Origin of the sequence: Shinella agrisoli, assembly GCF_046557955.1 — a bacterium.
Lineage (GTDB): Bacteria > Pseudomonadota > Alphaproteobacteria > Rhizobiales > Rhizobiaceae > Shinella.
This window is the reverse complement of record NZ_JBJIEP010000021.1, coordinates 59,131-74,384: the sequence shown is the minus strand read 5'-3', so window position 1 is coordinate 74,384 and position 15,254 is coordinate 59,131. Positions and strand designations below refer to the sequence as shown.

At 64.5% G+C, this 15,254-nt stretch carries 15 protein-coding genes and 1 pseudogene; 8 read left to right on the top strand and 8 right to left on the bottom strand.

The genetic code is table 11. The features are described from left to right. The first annotated feature begins 109 nt into the window (after positions 1–109). The 5 genes from ACIIOY_RS20695 to ACIIOY_RS20675 are packed head-to-tail and all read left to right on the top strand — an operon-like array spanning position 110 to position 4,960. Positions 110–1,210, top strand: a complete 1,101-nt coding sequence (locus tag ACIIOY_RS20695) for a sugar ABC transporter substrate-binding protein (protein WP_411036566.1) — start codon at positions 110–112, stop codon at positions 1,208–1,210. After that, positions 1,210–2,790 (top strand): sugar ABC transporter ATP-binding protein, encoded by a 1,581-nt coding sequence (locus tag ACIIOY_RS20690; protein WP_411036565.1) that lies wholly within the window; start codon positions 1,210–1,212, stop codon positions 2,788–2,790. The genes ACIIOY_RS20695 and ACIIOY_RS20690 overlap by 1 nt, the downstream gene beginning before the upstream one ends. Next, positions 2,787–3,800, top strand: a complete 1,014-nt coding sequence (locus ACIIOY_RS20685) for an ABC transporter permease (RefSeq protein ID WP_411036564.1) — start codon at positions 2,787–2,789, stop codon at positions 3,798–3,800. Before ACIIOY_RS20690 ends, ACIIOY_RS20685 begins: the two co-directional genes overlap by 4 nt. 29 nt (positions 3,801–3,829) lie before the next feature. Further along, complete coding sequence (locus tag ACIIOY_RS20680; protein ID WP_411036563.1) at positions 3,830–4,180, top strand: RidA family protein; 351 nt, start codon at positions 3,830–3,832, stop codon at positions 4,178–4,180. A 27-nt stretch (positions 4,181–4,207) separates the two neighbouring features. Further along, positions 4,208–4,960 carry an SDR family NAD(P)-dependent oxidoreductase gene (locus tag ACIIOY_RS20675; RefSeq protein WP_411036562.1) on the top strand — a complete coding sequence of 251 codons (753 nt, stop codon included), beginning with the start codon at positions 4,208–4,210 and terminating at the stop codon, positions 4,958–4,960. Positions 4,961–5,104: 144 nt separating this feature from the next. Here the strand turns inward: ACIIOY_RS20675 and ACIIOY_RS20670 are convergent, their stop codons facing one another. From ACIIOY_RS20670 to ACIIOY_RS20640, 7 genes are all read right to left on the bottom strand, one after another. Beyond that, positions 5,105–5,953 carry a transporter substrate-binding domain-containing protein gene (locus ACIIOY_RS20670; RefSeq protein ID WP_411036561.1) on the bottom strand — a complete coding sequence of 283 codons (849 nt, stop codon included), beginning with the start codon at positions 5,951–5,953 and terminating at the stop codon, positions 5,105–5,107. A 33-nt stretch (positions 5,954–5,986) separates the two neighbouring features. After that, positions 5,987–6,766, bottom strand: a complete 780-nt coding sequence (locus tag ACIIOY_RS20665) for an ABC transporter ATP-binding protein (protein ID WP_411036560.1) — start codon at positions 6,764–6,766, stop codon at positions 5,987–5,989. Continuing rightward, positions 6,763–7,485 carry an ABC transporter permease gene (locus tag ACIIOY_RS20660; protein ID WP_411036559.1) on the bottom strand — a complete coding sequence of 241 codons (723 nt, stop codon included), beginning with the start codon at positions 7,483–7,485 and terminating at the stop codon, positions 6,763–6,765. The genes ACIIOY_RS20665 and ACIIOY_RS20660 overlap by 4 nt, the downstream gene beginning before the upstream one ends. Next, positions 7,482–8,204: an ABC transporter permease gene (locus ACIIOY_RS20655; protein WP_411036558.1), complete on the bottom strand. Its 723-nt coding sequence runs from the start codon at positions 8,202–8,204 to the stop codon at positions 7,482–7,484. Before ACIIOY_RS20655 ends, ACIIOY_RS20660 begins: the two co-directional genes overlap by 4 nt. A gap of 69 nt (positions 8,205–8,273) precedes the next feature. Next, positions 8,274–9,125, bottom strand: coding sequence for a transporter substrate-binding domain-containing protein (locus ACIIOY_RS20650; RefSeq protein ID WP_411036557.1), 852 nt, complete (start codon positions 9,123–9,125; stop codon positions 8,274–8,276). A 60-nt stretch (positions 9,126–9,185) separates the two neighbouring features. Continuing rightward, positions 9,186–10,823 (bottom strand): M28 family peptidase, encoded by a 1,638-nt coding sequence (locus ACIIOY_RS20645; RefSeq protein ID WP_411036556.1) that lies wholly within the window; start codon positions 10,821–10,823, stop codon positions 9,186–9,188. A 31-nt stretch (positions 10,824–10,854) separates the two neighbouring features. Then, the gene (locus ACIIOY_RS20640; RefSeq protein WP_411036555.1) at positions 10,855–12,279 is read right to left on the bottom strand and encodes a M20 family metallopeptidase; all 1,425 of its coding nucleotides are present in this window, start codon (positions 12,277–12,279) and stop codon (positions 10,855–10,857) included. Positions 12,280–12,417: 138 nt separating this feature from the next. Between ACIIOY_RS20640 and ACIIOY_RS20635 the strand changes: the two genes are divergently transcribed. The 3 genes and pseudogenes from ACIIOY_RS20635 to ACIIOY_RS20625 all read left to right on the top strand — a co-directional run bounded on the left by ACIIOY_RS20635 (position 12,418) and on the right by ACIIOY_RS20625 (position 13,894). After that, the gene (locus ACIIOY_RS20635) at positions 12,418–13,047 is read left to right on the top strand and encodes a GntR family transcriptional regulator (protein WP_411036554.1); all 630 of its coding nucleotides are present in this window, start codon (positions 12,418–12,420) and stop codon (positions 13,045–13,047) included. A gap of 15 nt (positions 13,048–13,062) precedes the next feature. Continuing rightward, positions 13,063–13,447: pseudogene (locus ACIIOY_RS20630) on the top strand (HNH endonuclease); the annotation flags it as partial. A 189-nt stretch (positions 13,448–13,636) separates the two neighbouring features. Then, on the top strand, positions 13,637–13,894 hold the full coding sequence (locus ACIIOY_RS20625) for a helix-turn-helix domain-containing protein (protein ID WP_411036553.1): 258 nt from the start codon (positions 13,637–13,639) through the stop codon (positions 13,892–13,894). 366 nt (positions 13,895–14,260) lie between these two features. On the opposite strand, the gene ACIIOY_RS20620 is transcribed toward ACIIOY_RS20625, so the two are convergent. Continuing rightward, entirely contained in the window at positions 14,261–15,034 is a 774-nt protein-coding gene (locus ACIIOY_RS20620) for a FadR/GntR family transcriptional regulator (RefSeq protein ID WP_411036592.1), read from the bottom strand. Positions 15,035–15,254 lie beyond the last annotated feature (220 nt).

The window sequence follows — 15,254 nt, the reverse complement described above, 5'->3', positions numbered from 1 at the left end:
CGATCCTACCCTGGCGGCAGAGCGGAACACTTGGTTTCACGGCGAACACGCCTTGTTGCAAAAAACAGAAAAACGCACCGCGACAGCGGTCCATCCAGAGGGAAAGCAGATGACGACGAAATTTCTCACGAACCTTGCGGGGCTCGCACTTGCCTCCACCATGGCCGCGGTTCCGGTTGCGGCCGGCGCGGTGGATCTGGACGCCATACAGGCCAGCATCGCCGAGCACCAGAAGCTGCCGGCCTTCGTGCCCGCGGGCGAGCCCTTTGACGCGAAGACCTGCATGGCGGACAAGAAGCTGATGGTAGTGCCTTTCTCCAGCGCCGTCGAGTTCACCGGCGGGGTAGCCACCCGCATGACCGAGATCGCAAAGGAGGTCGGCTTCCGATACGATCATTACCAGACGCAGGGTCAGCCCTCGCAGTGGATTCAGGGCATCAACCAGGCCATCACGCAGGGCTATGATCTCGTGGACGTGCTGATGTCGGACCCGCGCGTCCTGCTTCCACAGGCGATGCAGGCCGACCAGGCCGGGCTGAAGATCGTCGCGGCACATGCGTCCGGCTTCGATACGCCGGCTCCGGAACCCTTCCAGAACGTTCATATCGACTACACCCAGGCCGGCCGCTTGATGGCACAATGGGCGATCCTCAAGACGCAGGGCAAGGCGAATGTCCTCGCCATCGTGGCCGAGGATTCGTTCTCGGCCAACTCCTTGCAGAACGGCATCAAGCAGGTGATGGAGGCGTGCGAGGACTGCAAGGTCCAGTACATCAACGTCCCGGTAACGGATTGGGCGACCCGCATGCAGTCCACGGTTCAGTCGGCGCTGCTGCGCGACCCCGCCATCAACTACATCCTGCCGATCTACGACGGCATGGCGCAGTTCGTCGTGCCGGCGGTGGAGCTGACGCAGTCGGCGGACCGCGTGAAGATCGCGACCTTCAACGGAAGCCCCTACGTGCTGCAGCTCGTCCAGCAGGGCAAGGTCGAGATGGATATCGGCGAAAGCATTGACTGGGTCGCCCACGCCATCGTCGATGCCGAGATGCGCATGCTGTGCGGCCTGCCGCCGGTCAAGGACCCCAAGGTGCCGCTCTACATCTTCGATGCCTCGAACGCGGACACGGCCGGAAAGCCGCCGCAGATCTCCACCGGCTATGGCGATGCGTACCTCGCCGGCTACCGCAAGCTCTGGGGCCTGCAATAATGGCCGAGGCGGCGTCCCGGACCGCCAATCTGATCGTCGAGGGGCTGACGAAGTCCTTCGGCGGCTCGAAGGTCGTCGACAATGTCTCGCTGACGGTCGGCCATGGCGAGATCCATGGGCTCCTCGGCCATAATGGCTCGGGCAAGTCGACCCTCATCAAGATGCTCTCCGGCGTCTATGCGCCGGACGGCGGCGCGGTGACGCTGGCGGGGGTGGATCTGCCCCTGCCGTTGCCGCCCGGCGAGTTCAACCGATATGGCATCGCCGTCGTGCACCAGGCCCTCGGTCTGGTCACGTCGCTGTCCGTCACGGAGAACCTGCTGGCGCGCCGGCTCGTGCGGCAGGCGAATCCGTTCATCCGCTGGCGCGCGGCCCACCGCGAGGCCGCGGCCATCCTCGCCGAGGCCGGCCTGGACATCGATCCCCGCCTGCCGGTCGGCGACCTCGCTCCGGTCGAGCGCGCGCTGGTCGCCATCATCCGCGCCTTCCGGGAGATCATGGAGACGACGGGCGGCAAGGGCGGGCTCCTCATTCTCGACGAGCCGACGCCGTTCCTGTCGCGCGTGGACGTCGAGCGCCTTTTCGCGCTCGTGCGCACCCTTGCGGGGCAGGGAACCAGCATCATCTTCGTCTCGCACGACGTGGACGAGGTCAAGGAGCTGACGGACCGTGCGACCGTTCTGCGCAACGGCCGCATCGCCGCCACCCTGACGACGGCCGAAGCCAGCAAGGCCGATTTCATCGCCGCGATCGTCGGGCGCCATCTTGCCTCGGAACGGCCCGCGTCGGCGACGCCGCAGGGAGGGCCGGCAATATCGGTTCACGACCTTCGCACGGCGGACCTGGCGTCGCTCGACCTGGACGTCAGGGCGGGCGAGGTGCTCGGCCTCACCGGTCTCGTGGGATCGGGCTACGACCGGGTCCCCTACTATCTCTACGGGGCCGAGAAGGCCGAAAGCGGCACCTTCACGGTCTCGGGCGAGACGGCGAGCCTTTCCGACATGACGCCGGCACGGGCCATCGACCGGGGCATGGTGCTCGTTCCCGCGGACCGCCAGAAGGCGGCGATCGCGGAAGGGCTGACGGTCGCCGAGAACATCGCTCTTCCGGCCTTCGGCCGGTCGCTGCCGAGCCTCTTCGTCCGCGCCGTCGAGGTGACGCGCCACGCCGCCCGCCTGGTGGAGGATTTCGACGTCCGGCCCCGCGACTCCGGCCGCCTCATCCGCGAACTGTCCGGCGGAAACCAGCAGAAGGTCGTCCTTGCCAAATGGCTTCAGACCGAGCCTGCCGTGATCCTCCTCGACGAACCGACGCAGGGCGTCGACGTCGGCGCCCGCCACCAGGTCTACGGCTTCATCCGGGATGCGGCGGCCCGCGGCGCGGCGGTCATCTGCGCCAGTTCCGACCACGAGCAGCTCGAGATGATATGCGACCGCGTCCTCGTCTTCAGCCATGGCCGCGTCGTGGCGAGCCTAACGGGCGCGGACGTGAACAAGACCACCATCACGGAAAGCTGCCTCGACAGCCTTGCGGGCACGCTCGAGGCAGCGCCCGCCCTTCTGGAAGAGAATCTCCGATGAGCAAAGCAGTCACAGAAAATCCCCCGGCGGGGCACGATGTCCCGCGCCACGGCCGGCGCCGTTTCCTCGTGGAACTCGAGCGCTTCGCGCTCCTGATCGCCTGGCTGCTGATCATCGCGATCTTCGGCGTCATCGCGCCCGAGACCTTTCTCACCTGGCCGAACTTCTCCAGCATCTTCGGCTCCCAGGCGGTTCTGGTGATCCTGACACTGGGGCTGATTATTCCGCTGACAGCGGGCGACATCGACCTGTCGATCGCGCAGGTGCTGACGCTCTCGTCCATGATCATCGCCGTTCTCAACGTCAATTACGGCTGGCCCATCGGCCTTGCGATCATGGCCGCCGTGGCGGCGGGCTTCCTCACCGGCCTCCTGAACGCGTTCTTCACGCTCTATTTCCGCATCCACTCGCTGATCGTCACGCTGGGCACGGGCACGTTCCTGCATGGATTGACACTGTGGATCAGCAGCTCGCGCACGATCGGCGGCGTCGACTGGGGGTTGGTCAACGCGGTGATCCTGACGCGGTTCCTGGGGATTCCGCTTGCCTTCTACTATGCGCTCGCGCTCGCGCTTCTCCTTCTCTATGTCGTCGAGTTCACGTCGTTCGGCCGCAAGGCGCTGTTCGTCGGCCGCGGGCGCGAAGTGGCGCGGCTTTCGGGAATTCCCGTCACGCGCGTCCGGCTGATCTGCTTCGTGGCCTCGGGCGTCTTCGCCGCCATCGCGGGCGTGCTTTACGCCGGCACCTCCGGCTCGGCGGACCCGAACTCCGGAACGCAGCTCATGCTGCCAGCCTTCGCCGCCGCCTATCTCGGCGCGACCGCGATCTCGCCGGGGCGCTTCAATCCCCTCGGCTCCATGATCGCCGTCTATCTCCTCGTCACCGGCATCACGGGACTATCCATCCTCGGCATCGACACCTTCGTGCAGGACCTCTTCTACGGGGGTGCGCTGGTGATCGCCGTGGCGCTTTCCCAGCTCGTGCGGGGCCGCGAAGAATCCCTCACCTGACCAGACAACACAACCCCAGGAGCAGACACATGACCATCGAACGCGCCCACACCAACCAGCGCATGAGCCAGATCGTCAAGCACGGCGACCTGGTCTACCTCGCCGGACAGGTGGCAAGCGGTGCCCCCGGCGCCAGCGTAAACGAGCAGACCCGCGACATCCTTGCGCGCATCGAAGGGCTGCTCCGGGAAGCCGGCACGGACAAGGGCCGGATTCTGACGGCGACGATCTGGCTCACCGATATCGGCACCTTCGAAGAGATGAATGCGGTCTGGGATGCCTGGCTGCCGGAGGGCTGCGCGCCGGCGAGAGCCTGCGTGGAAGCCCGGCTGGCCGCACCCCACTATACGGTCGAGGTCATGGTCACCGCCGTAGCCTGAGCGCGGCCGGCGGGAAGGAGGACACGCATGCCGCGGCTTGCGAAACGCAATGCGCTGGTCATCGGCGGCGCGATCGGCATCGGCCGCGCCGTGGCGCTCGCCTTCGGGCGCGAGGGCGCAAACGTCGTCGTCGCCGACCGGGGCCATGAGGCCGAACGCGCGGCCGTGGCAGCGGAGATCGCATCGGGCGGAGTCGAAGCCTTCTCCGTCGAGTGCGACGTAACGGTCGAGTCGGACGTCGCGTCCGCCGTTGAGACGACCGTCGCGCGATACGAAAGTATCGATATCCTCGTCAACAACGCGGGCATCGGCCAGCCGCCGGGCGATTTCATCACGCTGGACCAGGAGGACTGGCAAAGGCTTCTCGACGTCAACCTGCGCGGCGTCGCCTTCGGGTTGCGGCACGGCCTGCCGCCGATGCTGGAACGGGGATATGGCCGCATCATCAACACCGCCTCCCAACTGGCGCACAAGCCGGCGGCGGGCGCGGCGGTCTACAGCGCCACGAAGGCGGCGGTGGTCGCCTTGACCGCCGCCGTCGCCCAGGAGGTCGCGTCCAGGGGCGTCCTCGTCAATTGCGTATGCCCCGGCCCGACTGACACGGCCACCTGGCGTGCCAGTGATCCTGAATGGCGGCAATGGAAACAGGCACAGCTTCCGATCCGGCGAATTGCGAGACCGGAGGAAATTGCATCGTCCTACGTTTTCCTTGCATCCGAGGAAGCAAGCTTCATGGTTGGACAATCGATCTCACCGAATGGCGGCGACGTGAGCTGGTAGCGCGGTCTCTTTTCGTTGAAATTGGGAGAATCGGAGGTTCGTTCCGCTCAAAAGCAAGGAATTGTTATGGGCCAAATCGCCACAACTTTTTTCCATGTTCGCCGCCACGTATGGCGGCGATCCGCAGGCGATAGGAGATTGACATCAATGGGGTGTCAGATCGAAACCGAACCACTTTTCCGACAGGCGTTTGATGGTGCCGTCGGCGATCGCCGCATGGATCGCCTCGTCGAACCTGACCTTGAGGGCGGCGTCCTCCTTGCGTAGGCCCACGGAGCTGCCGGCGCCGAGCATGCCGCCCTGGAAACGCGGGCCGGCGATGACCATGTCGGAATTTGCCGGCTTCTCGACCGCGGTCACTAGGTAGCCCATCGACGCCATCGTTAGATCGACACGTCCGGCGACCAGGTCGAGGTCATGCTGCTCGGTGGTCTTGTATTCCCGCACCTCGACCGCGTTCTTCAGGTACTCATCGATGAAGCGGGCGGCGATGGAAGCGGTCTGCACGCCGATGACCTTGCCCTCGAGCAGCGGTTTCAGCTCCTCCGCGGCCTTGCGCGCGCCGGTCTCGTTGGTCGCCAGCGAGAAGAGTTCACCTTTCATCGGCAGATCCGCGAGCGGGCTCCCTTTCAGCGTGGCGAACGACTGGCCGGTGCTGCCGTAGGAGATGGAGAAGTCGATGACCTCCTTGCGCTTGTCGGTGGCGGACATGCCGGCCATGATGGCGTCGAACTTGCCGGCGGTGAGCGCCGGGATCATGCCGTCGAAGGCCTGGGCAACGAAGGTGCATTCGATCTTCATCCGGGCGCACAGGTCGTTGCCGAGCTCGACGTCGTAGCCGTCGAGCGTACCGTCGGGACGGGTGAGGTTATAGGGCGGGAAGGCGCCCTCGGTGGCGATGGTGATCTTGTTCTTGTCCTCGGCCGATGCGGCCGGTGCAAAGACGGCGGCGACGGCCAGCGCCGCGGCCAGGACGATTACGTGCTTGTGCATTGAATTCCCCTTTTGTTTCGTTGCAGTGGCTGGTTATTTGCTGATGAACTGGCGGAAGCGCTCCGACCTAGCGTTGCCGAAGACGTCCGCGGGCGGTCCCTGCTCCTCAATCTCGCCCTTGTGCAGGAACACGACTCGGCTCGAGACATCCCGGGCAAAGCCCATTTCATGAGTGACGACCAGCATGGTGCGCCCCTCTTCGGCGAGAGCCCGCATGACGCGCAGCACCTCGCCCACCAGTTCCGGGTCGAGCGCCGAGGTGGGCTCATCGAACAGCATCACCTTCGGCCTCATGGCGAGCGCGCGGGCGATGGCGGCCCGCTGCTGCTGGCCGCCGGACAGATGCGCCGGATAGGCGTTTCGCTTCTCGGCGATGCCGACCTTCTCCAAGAGCGCCTCCGCCTCTTCTATGCATTCCGCACGCGGGCGCTTCTGCACATGGATCGGCGCTTCGATCAAGTTTTCGAGGACGGTCTTGTGGGTCCACAGATTGAAGCTCTGGAACACCATCCCAAGGCCGGTACGGATCCGGTCGACCTGCCGCTGATCGGCGGCTCGACTCTTGCCGTGCGGCGTCGAAACGAGGCGGATCGTCTCGCCCGCCACCGTGACGGTTCCGGCATCGGGCGTCTCCAGCATGTTGATGCAGCGAAGCAGCGTGGATTTGCCGGAGCCGGACGATCCCAGGATCGAGATCACCTCGCCCTGGTGCGCTTTGAGGGAGATGCCCTTCAACACCTTGACGGGCCCGAAGCTCTTGTGCAGGTCCTTCACGACCACCACGGGTTCGGACAGGATTTCGGGCATGGTCATGGGCTGTCTCCAGTCACCCGCAGGCGGATTGGCAGGGGCTGGCGCAGGTGGCCGCTCAGCCGGTATTCTAGGAACGCGACGCAACGCGTCAGGACGAAGTTGATGGCGAGATAGATGGCGCCGGCGACGAGGAAGACCTCGATCGCCCGGTAGGTGTCGGAAATGATCCTGGCCGCGACGCCCGTGATCTCCATGATCGTGATGATCGAGGCGAGCGAGGTGGCCTTCACCATGGAGATCATCTCGTTGCCGTAGCCGGGCAGCGCCTGGCGGATGGCGAGCGGCAGCACGATGCGCCGGAAGGCGAGGAACCGCGACATGCCGCAGGCCCGCGCTGCCTCGATCTGCCCCTCGGGAACCGAAAGCAGCCCACCGCGGATGATCTCGCCCGAATAGGCGGCCGTGTTCATCATCAGCGCGATAACGGCGCACCAGTAGGGTTCCCGCAGGATCGGCCAGACGGCGCTGTGGCGCACTTCGGGGAACTGGCTGAGACCGTAGTAGATCAGGAAGATCTGCACCAGAAGCGGCGAGCCGCGAAAGACGTAGATGTAGAAGCGCGCCGGCCAGTCGAGGATGCGCAGGCCGGACGTGCGGCAAAGCGCGAGCAGCAAGGCCAGCACGGCACCGAGACTCACGGCCGTCGCGGCCAGCCGGAGCGTCGTCGGCACGGCTGCGACGAGTTCCAGGAAGGTCTCCCACATGAAGACGAAGTTCATGACGCCCTCCCGGTTCCACGCCGGCTGCGCTTTTCGGCCAGTTGCAGCGCGAGGCCCGAGAAGGTGGAGATCGCGAGATAGAGGGCGGCAGCGACGACATAGAAATCGAACGGCCTTCCGGTCGAGCCGGCGCCGATCTGCGACTGGCGGAGCAGTTCCACGACGCCGGTGATGGAGACGAGGGCCGACTCCTTCAAAACGACCTGCCACACGTTACCGAGGCCTGGCAGCGCATGTCGCAGCGTGAGCGGGGCAACAATACGGCGGAACCGCAGCATCCGCGACATGCCGCACGCGACCGCCGCGTCGATTTCACCAGGATGGACCGCGCGAAAGGCGCCGCGAAACACCTCGGTATGCTGTGCCCCCGACGTGACGCCAACGGCGAGTGCGCCAGCCAAGAATCCGGGAAAGCTGATGAAGCCCTCGTTGCCGAACAGGCGCCCGATCGAGGAGATCACCGCCGATCCCCCGAAATAGAAGAGGTAGATGACGAGCAGGTCGGGAATGCCGCGCAGGACGGTGGTGTAGGTGCCGGCGACGGTGCGCGACACCGGGCCGCCGGCAATCTTCGCCCAGGCGCCGAAAATGCCGATGACGGCGCCGATCGCAAAGCCGCATACGGCGATCAGCACGGTCATCACGGCGCCAGCGGCCAGCGCGGCACCCCAGCCGTCCGGCCCGAAGCCGAAAGTTTCAAAAAAGCCAGGTGGATTCATGCGCGATCCTTCCGCATGCGATCAGCGATCAACAAGGGGCCGCCCCGCGATGGCGGGGCGGCGGCCTCTCTACTGGTCAAAGGACGGCGTCAGGTCGAGCTTGCTCCATTTTTCCGAAAGGCGCCTGATGACCCCTTCGGCGGCCGCCTCCTTGATGGCGGCATCGAACTTTTCCTTGAGGTCAGTCTCGCCCTTGCGCAGACCCATGGCCACCTCCGTTGCCAGCATGGCGCCCTTCAGCAGCGGGCCGGCCATGGTGAGCTCCTCGTTTCCGGGCTTGGCGAGCATCGAGGTGCCGTAGACGCCGCTGTCGAAGCCTGCGTCAATGCGGCCAGCCTTGAGGTCGAGGTCGCGCTCGGCGGAGTTCTTGTAGGTACGAACCGTCACAGTGTCGCCGAAATAGGCGTTGATCAGTTGTTCCTGGCTTGTCGACTGGACGACGCCGATGGTCTTGCCCTTCAGCACGGTCCCGATTTCGGCCATCACCGGATCGGCCTTTTCCTTGTCGTTGAGGTTCAGCCGCTCGCCTGCCATGGGCAGCGAGGCGAGGGGACCATCCTTGAGGACGATAAAGGTGGCGACACCGGAGGCATAGGGCACGGTGAAGTCCACCACTTCCCGGCGCTTGGCATTGATGCCCAGCGTCATGATCAGGTCGAACTTGCCAGCGTTCAGGCTCGGGATCATCGCACTCCATTCACCAGTGATGAGCTCGCATTCCACCTTGGCCCGGGCACAGAGATCATCGATGACCTCGACGTCGAGACCCGTGAGAGCGCCCTTGGAGTCGAGCGCGTTCCATGGCGGGAAGGCGCCTTCGATGCCCACCTTTACATGGGTCCAGTCCTTCGCGCCTGCCGGTGCGACGGCTGCGGACAGGGCCATTGCGGTCACGGCCGCAAGAATTCCCAGTTTGGTCATTTCAAGTTCCCCTTTCTTCGAACCGGCTTTTTGTCCGGTCCCGTTGAATCGTGCTGGTGGTTAGAGTGTCGCCAGCGCGGCTTGGGCTTCCCGCAATGCGTATGCGGCAAGATTCCTGCATTGCCGCGCATGCACGGCATGAAAGAGTGCGTCCTCGTCCGCCTCAGCGGTCGCCAGCGCGCGTAGCCCGTCGAGCGACGGCCAGGGCGCATGGGGCAGGGCGCTGTCGTGAACGAAGCGATTGCCTTGCGTATAGTTGAGCGGCACCAGCAGCCGGGAGACCCGCATCAGCGCCCGATTGATCGCGCGCGCTTCTGCGCCGGTCGCCGACGCCGCCCGCCGTCTGACCGCCCCCGCGAGCTCGCCGAACCGCTCCGCCTCGGCGATCAACCGCGTGATATCGAACCGGCCGGCGAGATCGGTGCCGATCCGTTCGAGCTCGCGCTGCAGCGACGCCGCCGTGGCGCCGTAGTCGAGCGGCAGCACCTCGTCCGTCAGCAACCTGTCCAATACGCGCAGCACGATGCGCGTGTCGCGGACGAGATTGGCGGGATCGATATGCTCAGCGGTGTCTTGCGGCGTGTGCCACCACCAGCCGAGCGCCGTCGGCATCCTGATCGGCCCGGGTGGTTGGTGGCTGAGGCTGCCGAACATCGAGGGCAGGCCCACGCCCCAGAAGGACTGGTCGGCCGCGCGGCCGTGGCGCCGCCCGGCATGCACCTGACCGGTCTCCGCCAGCACGGCCTCGGCGGCAAGCGCCTTCAACTCGTCGATGACGGCGGAATTGGCGAGAACATCGGCACCTTCGCCGCCCGTGGAATCGACGTTGACATGCGCCACGCAGCGCCGGTCGAGTTCGTCCCAATATTCGTCTGCATACCAGGCCGACCCCGAATAGCGCCCATGGGAATGGCCCGACCAGAAGCAAATCCGCAGGCCCCGGCGCCAGCGGTCGCGGCGTGCGGCCAGTAGCCGCGCCGCCTCCAGCATGGTGGCGTTGGCCCCGCCATTGTCCATGACGCCGAAATGCCAGGTATCATGATGGCCGGAGAACAGGACGAAAGGCCGTTCGTCATCGGTCGCATAGAAGGCGTCGAGTTCCGCTACGAGGATCGGCGTCTTGCGCCAGCCCGTGTCGACGCTCGCCCACATGGTGGCATTGACGGTCTCTCCGGATTTGCAGCGCTCCCGCAGAATCGCGCGGGCTTCCGCGGCGATGGTGCAGATCACTGCGGTCGGCAGTTGATCGCGGGTAAGCTGCGAAGGACTGCCCCAGACCGGCGAGACGCACATCTCATAGAGCAGTTCGTTCGGGCTGACATGGATGAGCCCCGCGGCGCTGTGATCGCGCGCTTGCGCTGCGACTTCCTCGGTCGCAATCCCATCGACTAGGACGATCCGTCCCCGCGCGTCGAGGCGCGCGAAATCCGCCGGGCTGCCGTCGCCGCCATAGACGACCTCGGCCGTCAGGCCGTCGGCAGGGCTGGAGGCGGACATGGAATGGGTGATGCAACGGATATCGCCGCCGTCGACCTTCAGCCGGGCCTCGCCGGGCAGGCTGATATAGGCATCATGTTCGATGAGCCGCGTCTCGTAGCCATACGAAGCCATCTGTCGCTGCAGATAGTCGAAGCTTTCCCGCTCCTGCGGCGTGCCGGAGAGTTTCACACGCTTGGCGAATTCTCCGATATGGGCCATCAGCCGGTCACGGTCCGGCTCGAAAGGGAGCTCAGGCATCGGCCTTCTCCGGTAGCGGCGGATTGACGTCGTCGGGGATCGGATTGACGAAGGGCGTGCCTTCCAGCCGGGCGGCATGGTCGGCCTTGGCGGCGGCGATTTCCTGCGGATCGGCAAAGAGATCGACCGCCGTGCTGGCCATCACTTTGGCCGCGTGGATCATGCCCTTATGCGCGGCCGGCAACTTGCCCTGGGCGACGAGCTGCCAGGAATGGCCCGGCGTTCCCACGGCATAGGTCGCACCACGCATCTGCACCGTCGGCACCACCCAGCTGACCGTGCCGACATCGGTCGAGCCGACCAGCGTGCCGTCCCCGCTCTCCGGCGGAAAGATCACGTCGCAAAGAGGAACGCCCTTGCGCACCTTGAGGCCGAAACGGCCGAACGAGGCGGCGATGTCGGCATCGCTGAACGTGCGCTGGAATTCAGCCGCGCGATCGCGATCGGCATCGTCGAACTCCGGAGGTCCAAGGCGCTCGAGGTTGCGGTGCATCAGTTGCTCCAGCGGCGTGTTGCCGACCAGATTGGCATCCCCGCTCACCACCGCGTCGCTGACGGATGTTCCCGTCATCAGGGCGGCGCCCCGCGCGACGTTCTTCACCCGCTCAACGAGTTCGAACAGTTCCGGCAGTGTCCGCGCCCGCACGAGATACCGCACGGATGCCCGGGCCTGCACGACATTCGGCGCATGGCCGCCGGTATCGGTGATGGCATAGTGGATGCGCGCGGTGGACGGCATGTGTTCGCGCAGATAATTCACGCCGACGTTCATGAGCTCGACGGCGTCAAGCGCGCTGCGCCCGAGATGGGGTGACGCGGATGCATGCGAAGCACGGCCAGCAAACCGAAACAGGATTTCGTTGCAGGCAAGCGACAGGGGGTTGTTGACGCCGGCGAAAGCGGCGGGATGCCAGGAAATGGCGATGTCGACATCGTCGAAGACGCCGGCGCGGACCATGAAACCTTTGGAGGAGCCGCCTTCTTCGGCCGGGCAGCCGTAATAGCGTACGCGGCCCGGCAGGCGGTTCTTCTTCAGGTAGTCCTTGACGGCCGCGGCCGCCAGCATGGAGCCGGACCCCAGCAGATTGTGCCCGCAGCCGTGGCCGTTTCCACCTTCCACCATCGGTCGCTCTTCCGCGACACCCGCTTCCTGGCTGAGGCCGGGCAGAGCGTCGAACTCGCCGAGGATGGCGATGACCGGACCGCCCTCGCCGGCCTCGCCCATGAGGGCGGTGGGCATCCCTGCGATGCCGCGCTCGATGCGGAAGCTTTCCGCCTCCAACATCGCGGCCTGCGCAGCGCTCGATCGGTACTCCTCGTAGTTCGTTTCAGGCGTGTCCCAGATGCGGTCGCTAAGAGCCGCAAAGGCCGGTCCCTTTTCGTCGACCAACGCCCAAACCGCATCCGCATTCTTCATCGATCCGCCTCGACTTCAATATTATCCAAAATTGGTGCCAATTTATGCGCCGATTTTGGATTTACGCAAGAGCCGGCGGTGATTATATTTTTGCACGAAGCAACTTGGATGCTCGACGCTATGGGAGATTTGGGGCGGATGAAGACGATGAAGCCGAAGGAAAGCGAGGCGGTGCAGACCGTCGACGTGACGGACCTCATCCTCCACGATATCCAGACGGGTGTTCTGGCGCCGGGGACATGGCTGAAGCAGATCGACCTTGAACGCCGCTATGGCTGCGGCCGGCCGGACGTTCGACGTGCCCTGGACCGCTTAACGCAAAAGCGGATCGTCGAGCACGTTCCGAACCGCGGCTACCACGTGTTCGAGCCGGATGGAGATCGTGCACGCCAGGTCAGCGAGATCCGTATCCTGCTGGAAACAGGCGTTGCGGACAGAATCATCGACAATGCCACGTCGGGCGCGATCGCCGAACTGCGCCGTCTTGCCGACCGGTTCGATGCGGTCATCCTGGATGGAACGACGATCGACCTCTATGAGGCCAACCTGGCGTTTCACCACGCTTTGCTCTCGCTCTGCGGTAACGACGAACTGGTAAGCCTCGTAACGGAGATCCGCCAGCGCACGTCGTCAGCGCCGGTCTCGCAATGGATCACGCGCGCCCGCATCCAGCAATCGAGCCTGGAGCACTACGAGATGGTCGACGCCATCAACATGAAGGACGTCGAGAAACTTAAATCAGTGATTGTTCGGCACATCCGTCAATAGTTTGTTCGATGACAGCAAGGGGCGTCGCGGTTCGTTCGCGACCGGATGTTTCGCCGGCTCGTTCTGCAGGCCCATGACAAGCGATGCGCGATCACCGGCCTGAAGCTCATCGTGCCGGGCGAGCCGAAGTCGATGCCGCGCATATCCGGCCTGTCGAGGCGAACGGACCCGATATCCTTACCGATGGGATTGCGCTGTCAGGCACGGCACACTGGATGTTCGACCGCGGACTGATCAGCCTATCGGATGAGCCCGATATCCTGATCTCGGGGCAAGCCAACGATTTGGAGAGTGTCCAGGGCCTGATCAACAAGACCGGACGATTGTACCATAACGACCATTTGAGCAACCGCATCCGCGTTTCCTCCAGTGGCATCGCGTGAACTGTTTCAAGCAGTAGGTGGCTACGGTTCAGCGGAAGATGGGGACATTCTTCTCAGAACGGGCATCGGGTTTGGAGCGCAGTTGTCATACAGCATCCTCTCATAACCGCGATGATCGGCATATGGGATTGAATTAGCGCATGGCTCGTTCGCCTGGGACATGAGGAGGCTGTTCTGCGCTCTTTCAGGAGTGTCGCGACAGCCTCTTGCACCAAACGGTGGGCTTCCGAGCCGTATACGCCTTCCTCAAGGAGCAGCGGCTGCTGAAGGCCCGCCGCGTGATCGAGAGGGGTGAACTGAATGTCACCCCGGCGGCGATCGCCGTCGGCTACAGCAATCCGTGCCACTTTTCCCAGCTCTTCCTCCGCCGCTTCGGCATGCAGCCATCCCGGGCACTTGCCGTTCGCGCCGGGGAGGGAAGCGTTACGGAAACCGTTCCGTTCGAGGCCGCTTCGAGCTTCTGACGGAAGGCCATCTCGCGCCCTGATCGGCGCGCTGTCGTCCATCGTGGCGTGTCGAGGCGCGTTCTGTAGAGCAAGACCGGAAACGTCTTCGACCTTGCGGCGCACCGGGCCGAGGCCCTTATCGGTTCCAACGCGGCCATCGCGGACGCATTCGCTCTCATACGGAAACAGCGCCTCGCCGTGCGTTATGACGAGGGTGAGCACCGCCGCCGTCTCTGCTGTATCCGCTTATCTCGTCGACAGGCTCGACTACTGTTCCACCTGTCCGCTCCCGAAGGCGACGTGGCCAGCGGCTGAGCCATTCGAATGAACCGCCGGCAATACCCATTCAAGACCGCGGTCCGCCTTGCCTGATGGCGGCTTCAATCAAGGAAACTCGTCTTTGATGTCCGCGTTCCTCGATTTGCGCAGGGCATCCGTTATCTCGCTTCGCGCAACGCCGATGAGTTGTTCCATTGCATGGCGGGCGGCGTCGGGGCGGCGCATGCGGATGGCTTCGAGCACGTCCTGATGCTTGAGGATCGCCTGCTCGTGGGACTGGCTGGCCCGGTTGGTGAGGCGGAAGCTCGCAAGGAGGGCCGCGCGTATCGCAGTGGCGAACTGGCGGTAGACCCAATTGCCGCTGGCATTGATGATGGCAGTGTGGAACTCAAGATCGGCACGGCTCCATTCCTCGTTGTCGCGCGAATTGGCCTCGACCATGTCCTCGAACGCCTTGGCGATCTGCGAGAGCTGGCGTGCGGTGGCATTGGCCGCGGCCTGTGCTGCGGCAGCCGGTTCCAGCAACTGGCGGGCGTCGATCAGCGACGTGTAGAAGCTTTCGTCCGCCCCGACGGTGAGCATCGCGTCGAGCACCAGCGGGTCGAGGTAGTTCCAGTTCTCCCGCGGCAGGACGATCGTGCCTGCCCGCGTGCGGGATCGCACCATGCCGATCGCCGACAGGTACTGCATGGCTTCCCGCAGGCTGGTCCGGCTGACACCGAACCGTTCCGTCAGTTCTGCCTCGTTCGGCAGCGTCGATCCTTCCGCCATTTCGCCGGTGACGATCTTCTGCGCGATCTGACGCAGCAGCCCCTCGCGCACGCTGCCCTTGCCGCGCTCGGCGATCGGATTGCCGTCCTGCGTCAGGGCGCGCGCCATTGGTGTTGCCGTCACACTGTCCTCCTCCGTCGCCAGCGTGCATTGCCTGCACCGCGCCCATCCCGCTATACGAATTAAATATTATTATTATGCGGCTTCTATCGCATTTCCTCGATTCTTTCCAGCGACCGGTGTGAGAATTCACCGAATATCAAAAAATAAATCGTATTTATATTGACATTCATATGACGCGAATTAGGGTATGCCCAACGTGAGCGGG

What these genes read in the sequence shown, in the direction of transcription:
- ACIIOY_RS20695 (WP_411036566.1), top strand. Translation starts at nt 110, where the DNA reads ATGACGACGAAATTTCTCACGAACCTTGCGGGGCTCGCACTTGCCTCC.
- ACIIOY_RS20690 (WP_411036565.1), top strand. Translation starts at nt 1,210, where the DNA reads ATGGCCGAGGCGGCGTCCCGGACCGCCAATCTGATCGTCGAGGGGCTG.
- ACIIOY_RS20685 (WP_411036564.1), top strand. Translation starts at nt 2,787, where the DNA reads ATGAGCAAAGCAGTCACAGAAAATCCCCCGGCGGGGCACGATGTCCCG.
- ACIIOY_RS20680 (WP_411036563.1), top strand. Translation starts at nt 3,830, where the DNA reads ATGACCATCGAACGCGCCCACACCAACCAGCGCATGAGCCAGATCGTC.
- ACIIOY_RS20675 (WP_411036562.1), top strand. Translation starts at nt 4,208, where the DNA reads ATGCCGCGGCTTGCGAAACGCAATGCGCTGGTCATCGGCGGCGCGATC.
- ACIIOY_RS20670 (WP_411036561.1), bottom strand. Translation starts at nt 5,953, where the DNA reads ATGCACAAGCACGTAATCGTCCTGGCCGCGGCGCTGGCCGTCGCCGCC.
- ACIIOY_RS20665 (WP_411036560.1), bottom strand. Translation starts at nt 6,766, where the DNA reads ATGACCATGCCCGAAATCCTGTCCGAACCCGTGGTGGTCGTGAAGGAC.
- ACIIOY_RS20660 (WP_411036559.1), bottom strand. Translation starts at nt 7,485, where the DNA reads ATGAACTTCGTCTTCATGTGGGAGACCTTCCTGGAACTCGTCGCAGCC.
- ACIIOY_RS20655 (WP_411036558.1), bottom strand. Translation starts at nt 8,204, where the DNA reads ATGAATCCACCTGGCTTTTTTGAAACTTTCGGCTTCGGGCCGGACGGC.
- ACIIOY_RS20650 (WP_411036557.1), bottom strand. Translation starts at nt 9,125, where the DNA reads ATGACCAAACTGGGAATTCTTGCGGCCGTGACCGCAATGGCCCTGTCC.
- ACIIOY_RS20645 (WP_411036556.1), bottom strand. Translation starts at nt 10,823, where the DNA reads ATGGCCCATATCGGAGAATTCGCCAAGCGTGTGAAACTCTCCGGCACG.
- ACIIOY_RS20640 (WP_411036555.1), bottom strand. Translation starts at nt 12,279, where the DNA reads ATGAAGAATGCGGATGCGGTTTGGGCGTTGGTCGACGAAAAGGGACCG.
- ACIIOY_RS20635 (WP_411036554.1), top strand. Translation starts at nt 12,418, where the DNA reads ATGAAGACGATGAAGCCGAAGGAAAGCGAGGCGGTGCAGACCGTCGAC.
- ACIIOY_RS20620 (WP_411036592.1), bottom strand. Translation starts at nt 15,034, where the DNA reads ATGGCGCGCGCCCTGACGCAGGACGGCAATCCGATCGCCGAGCGCGGC.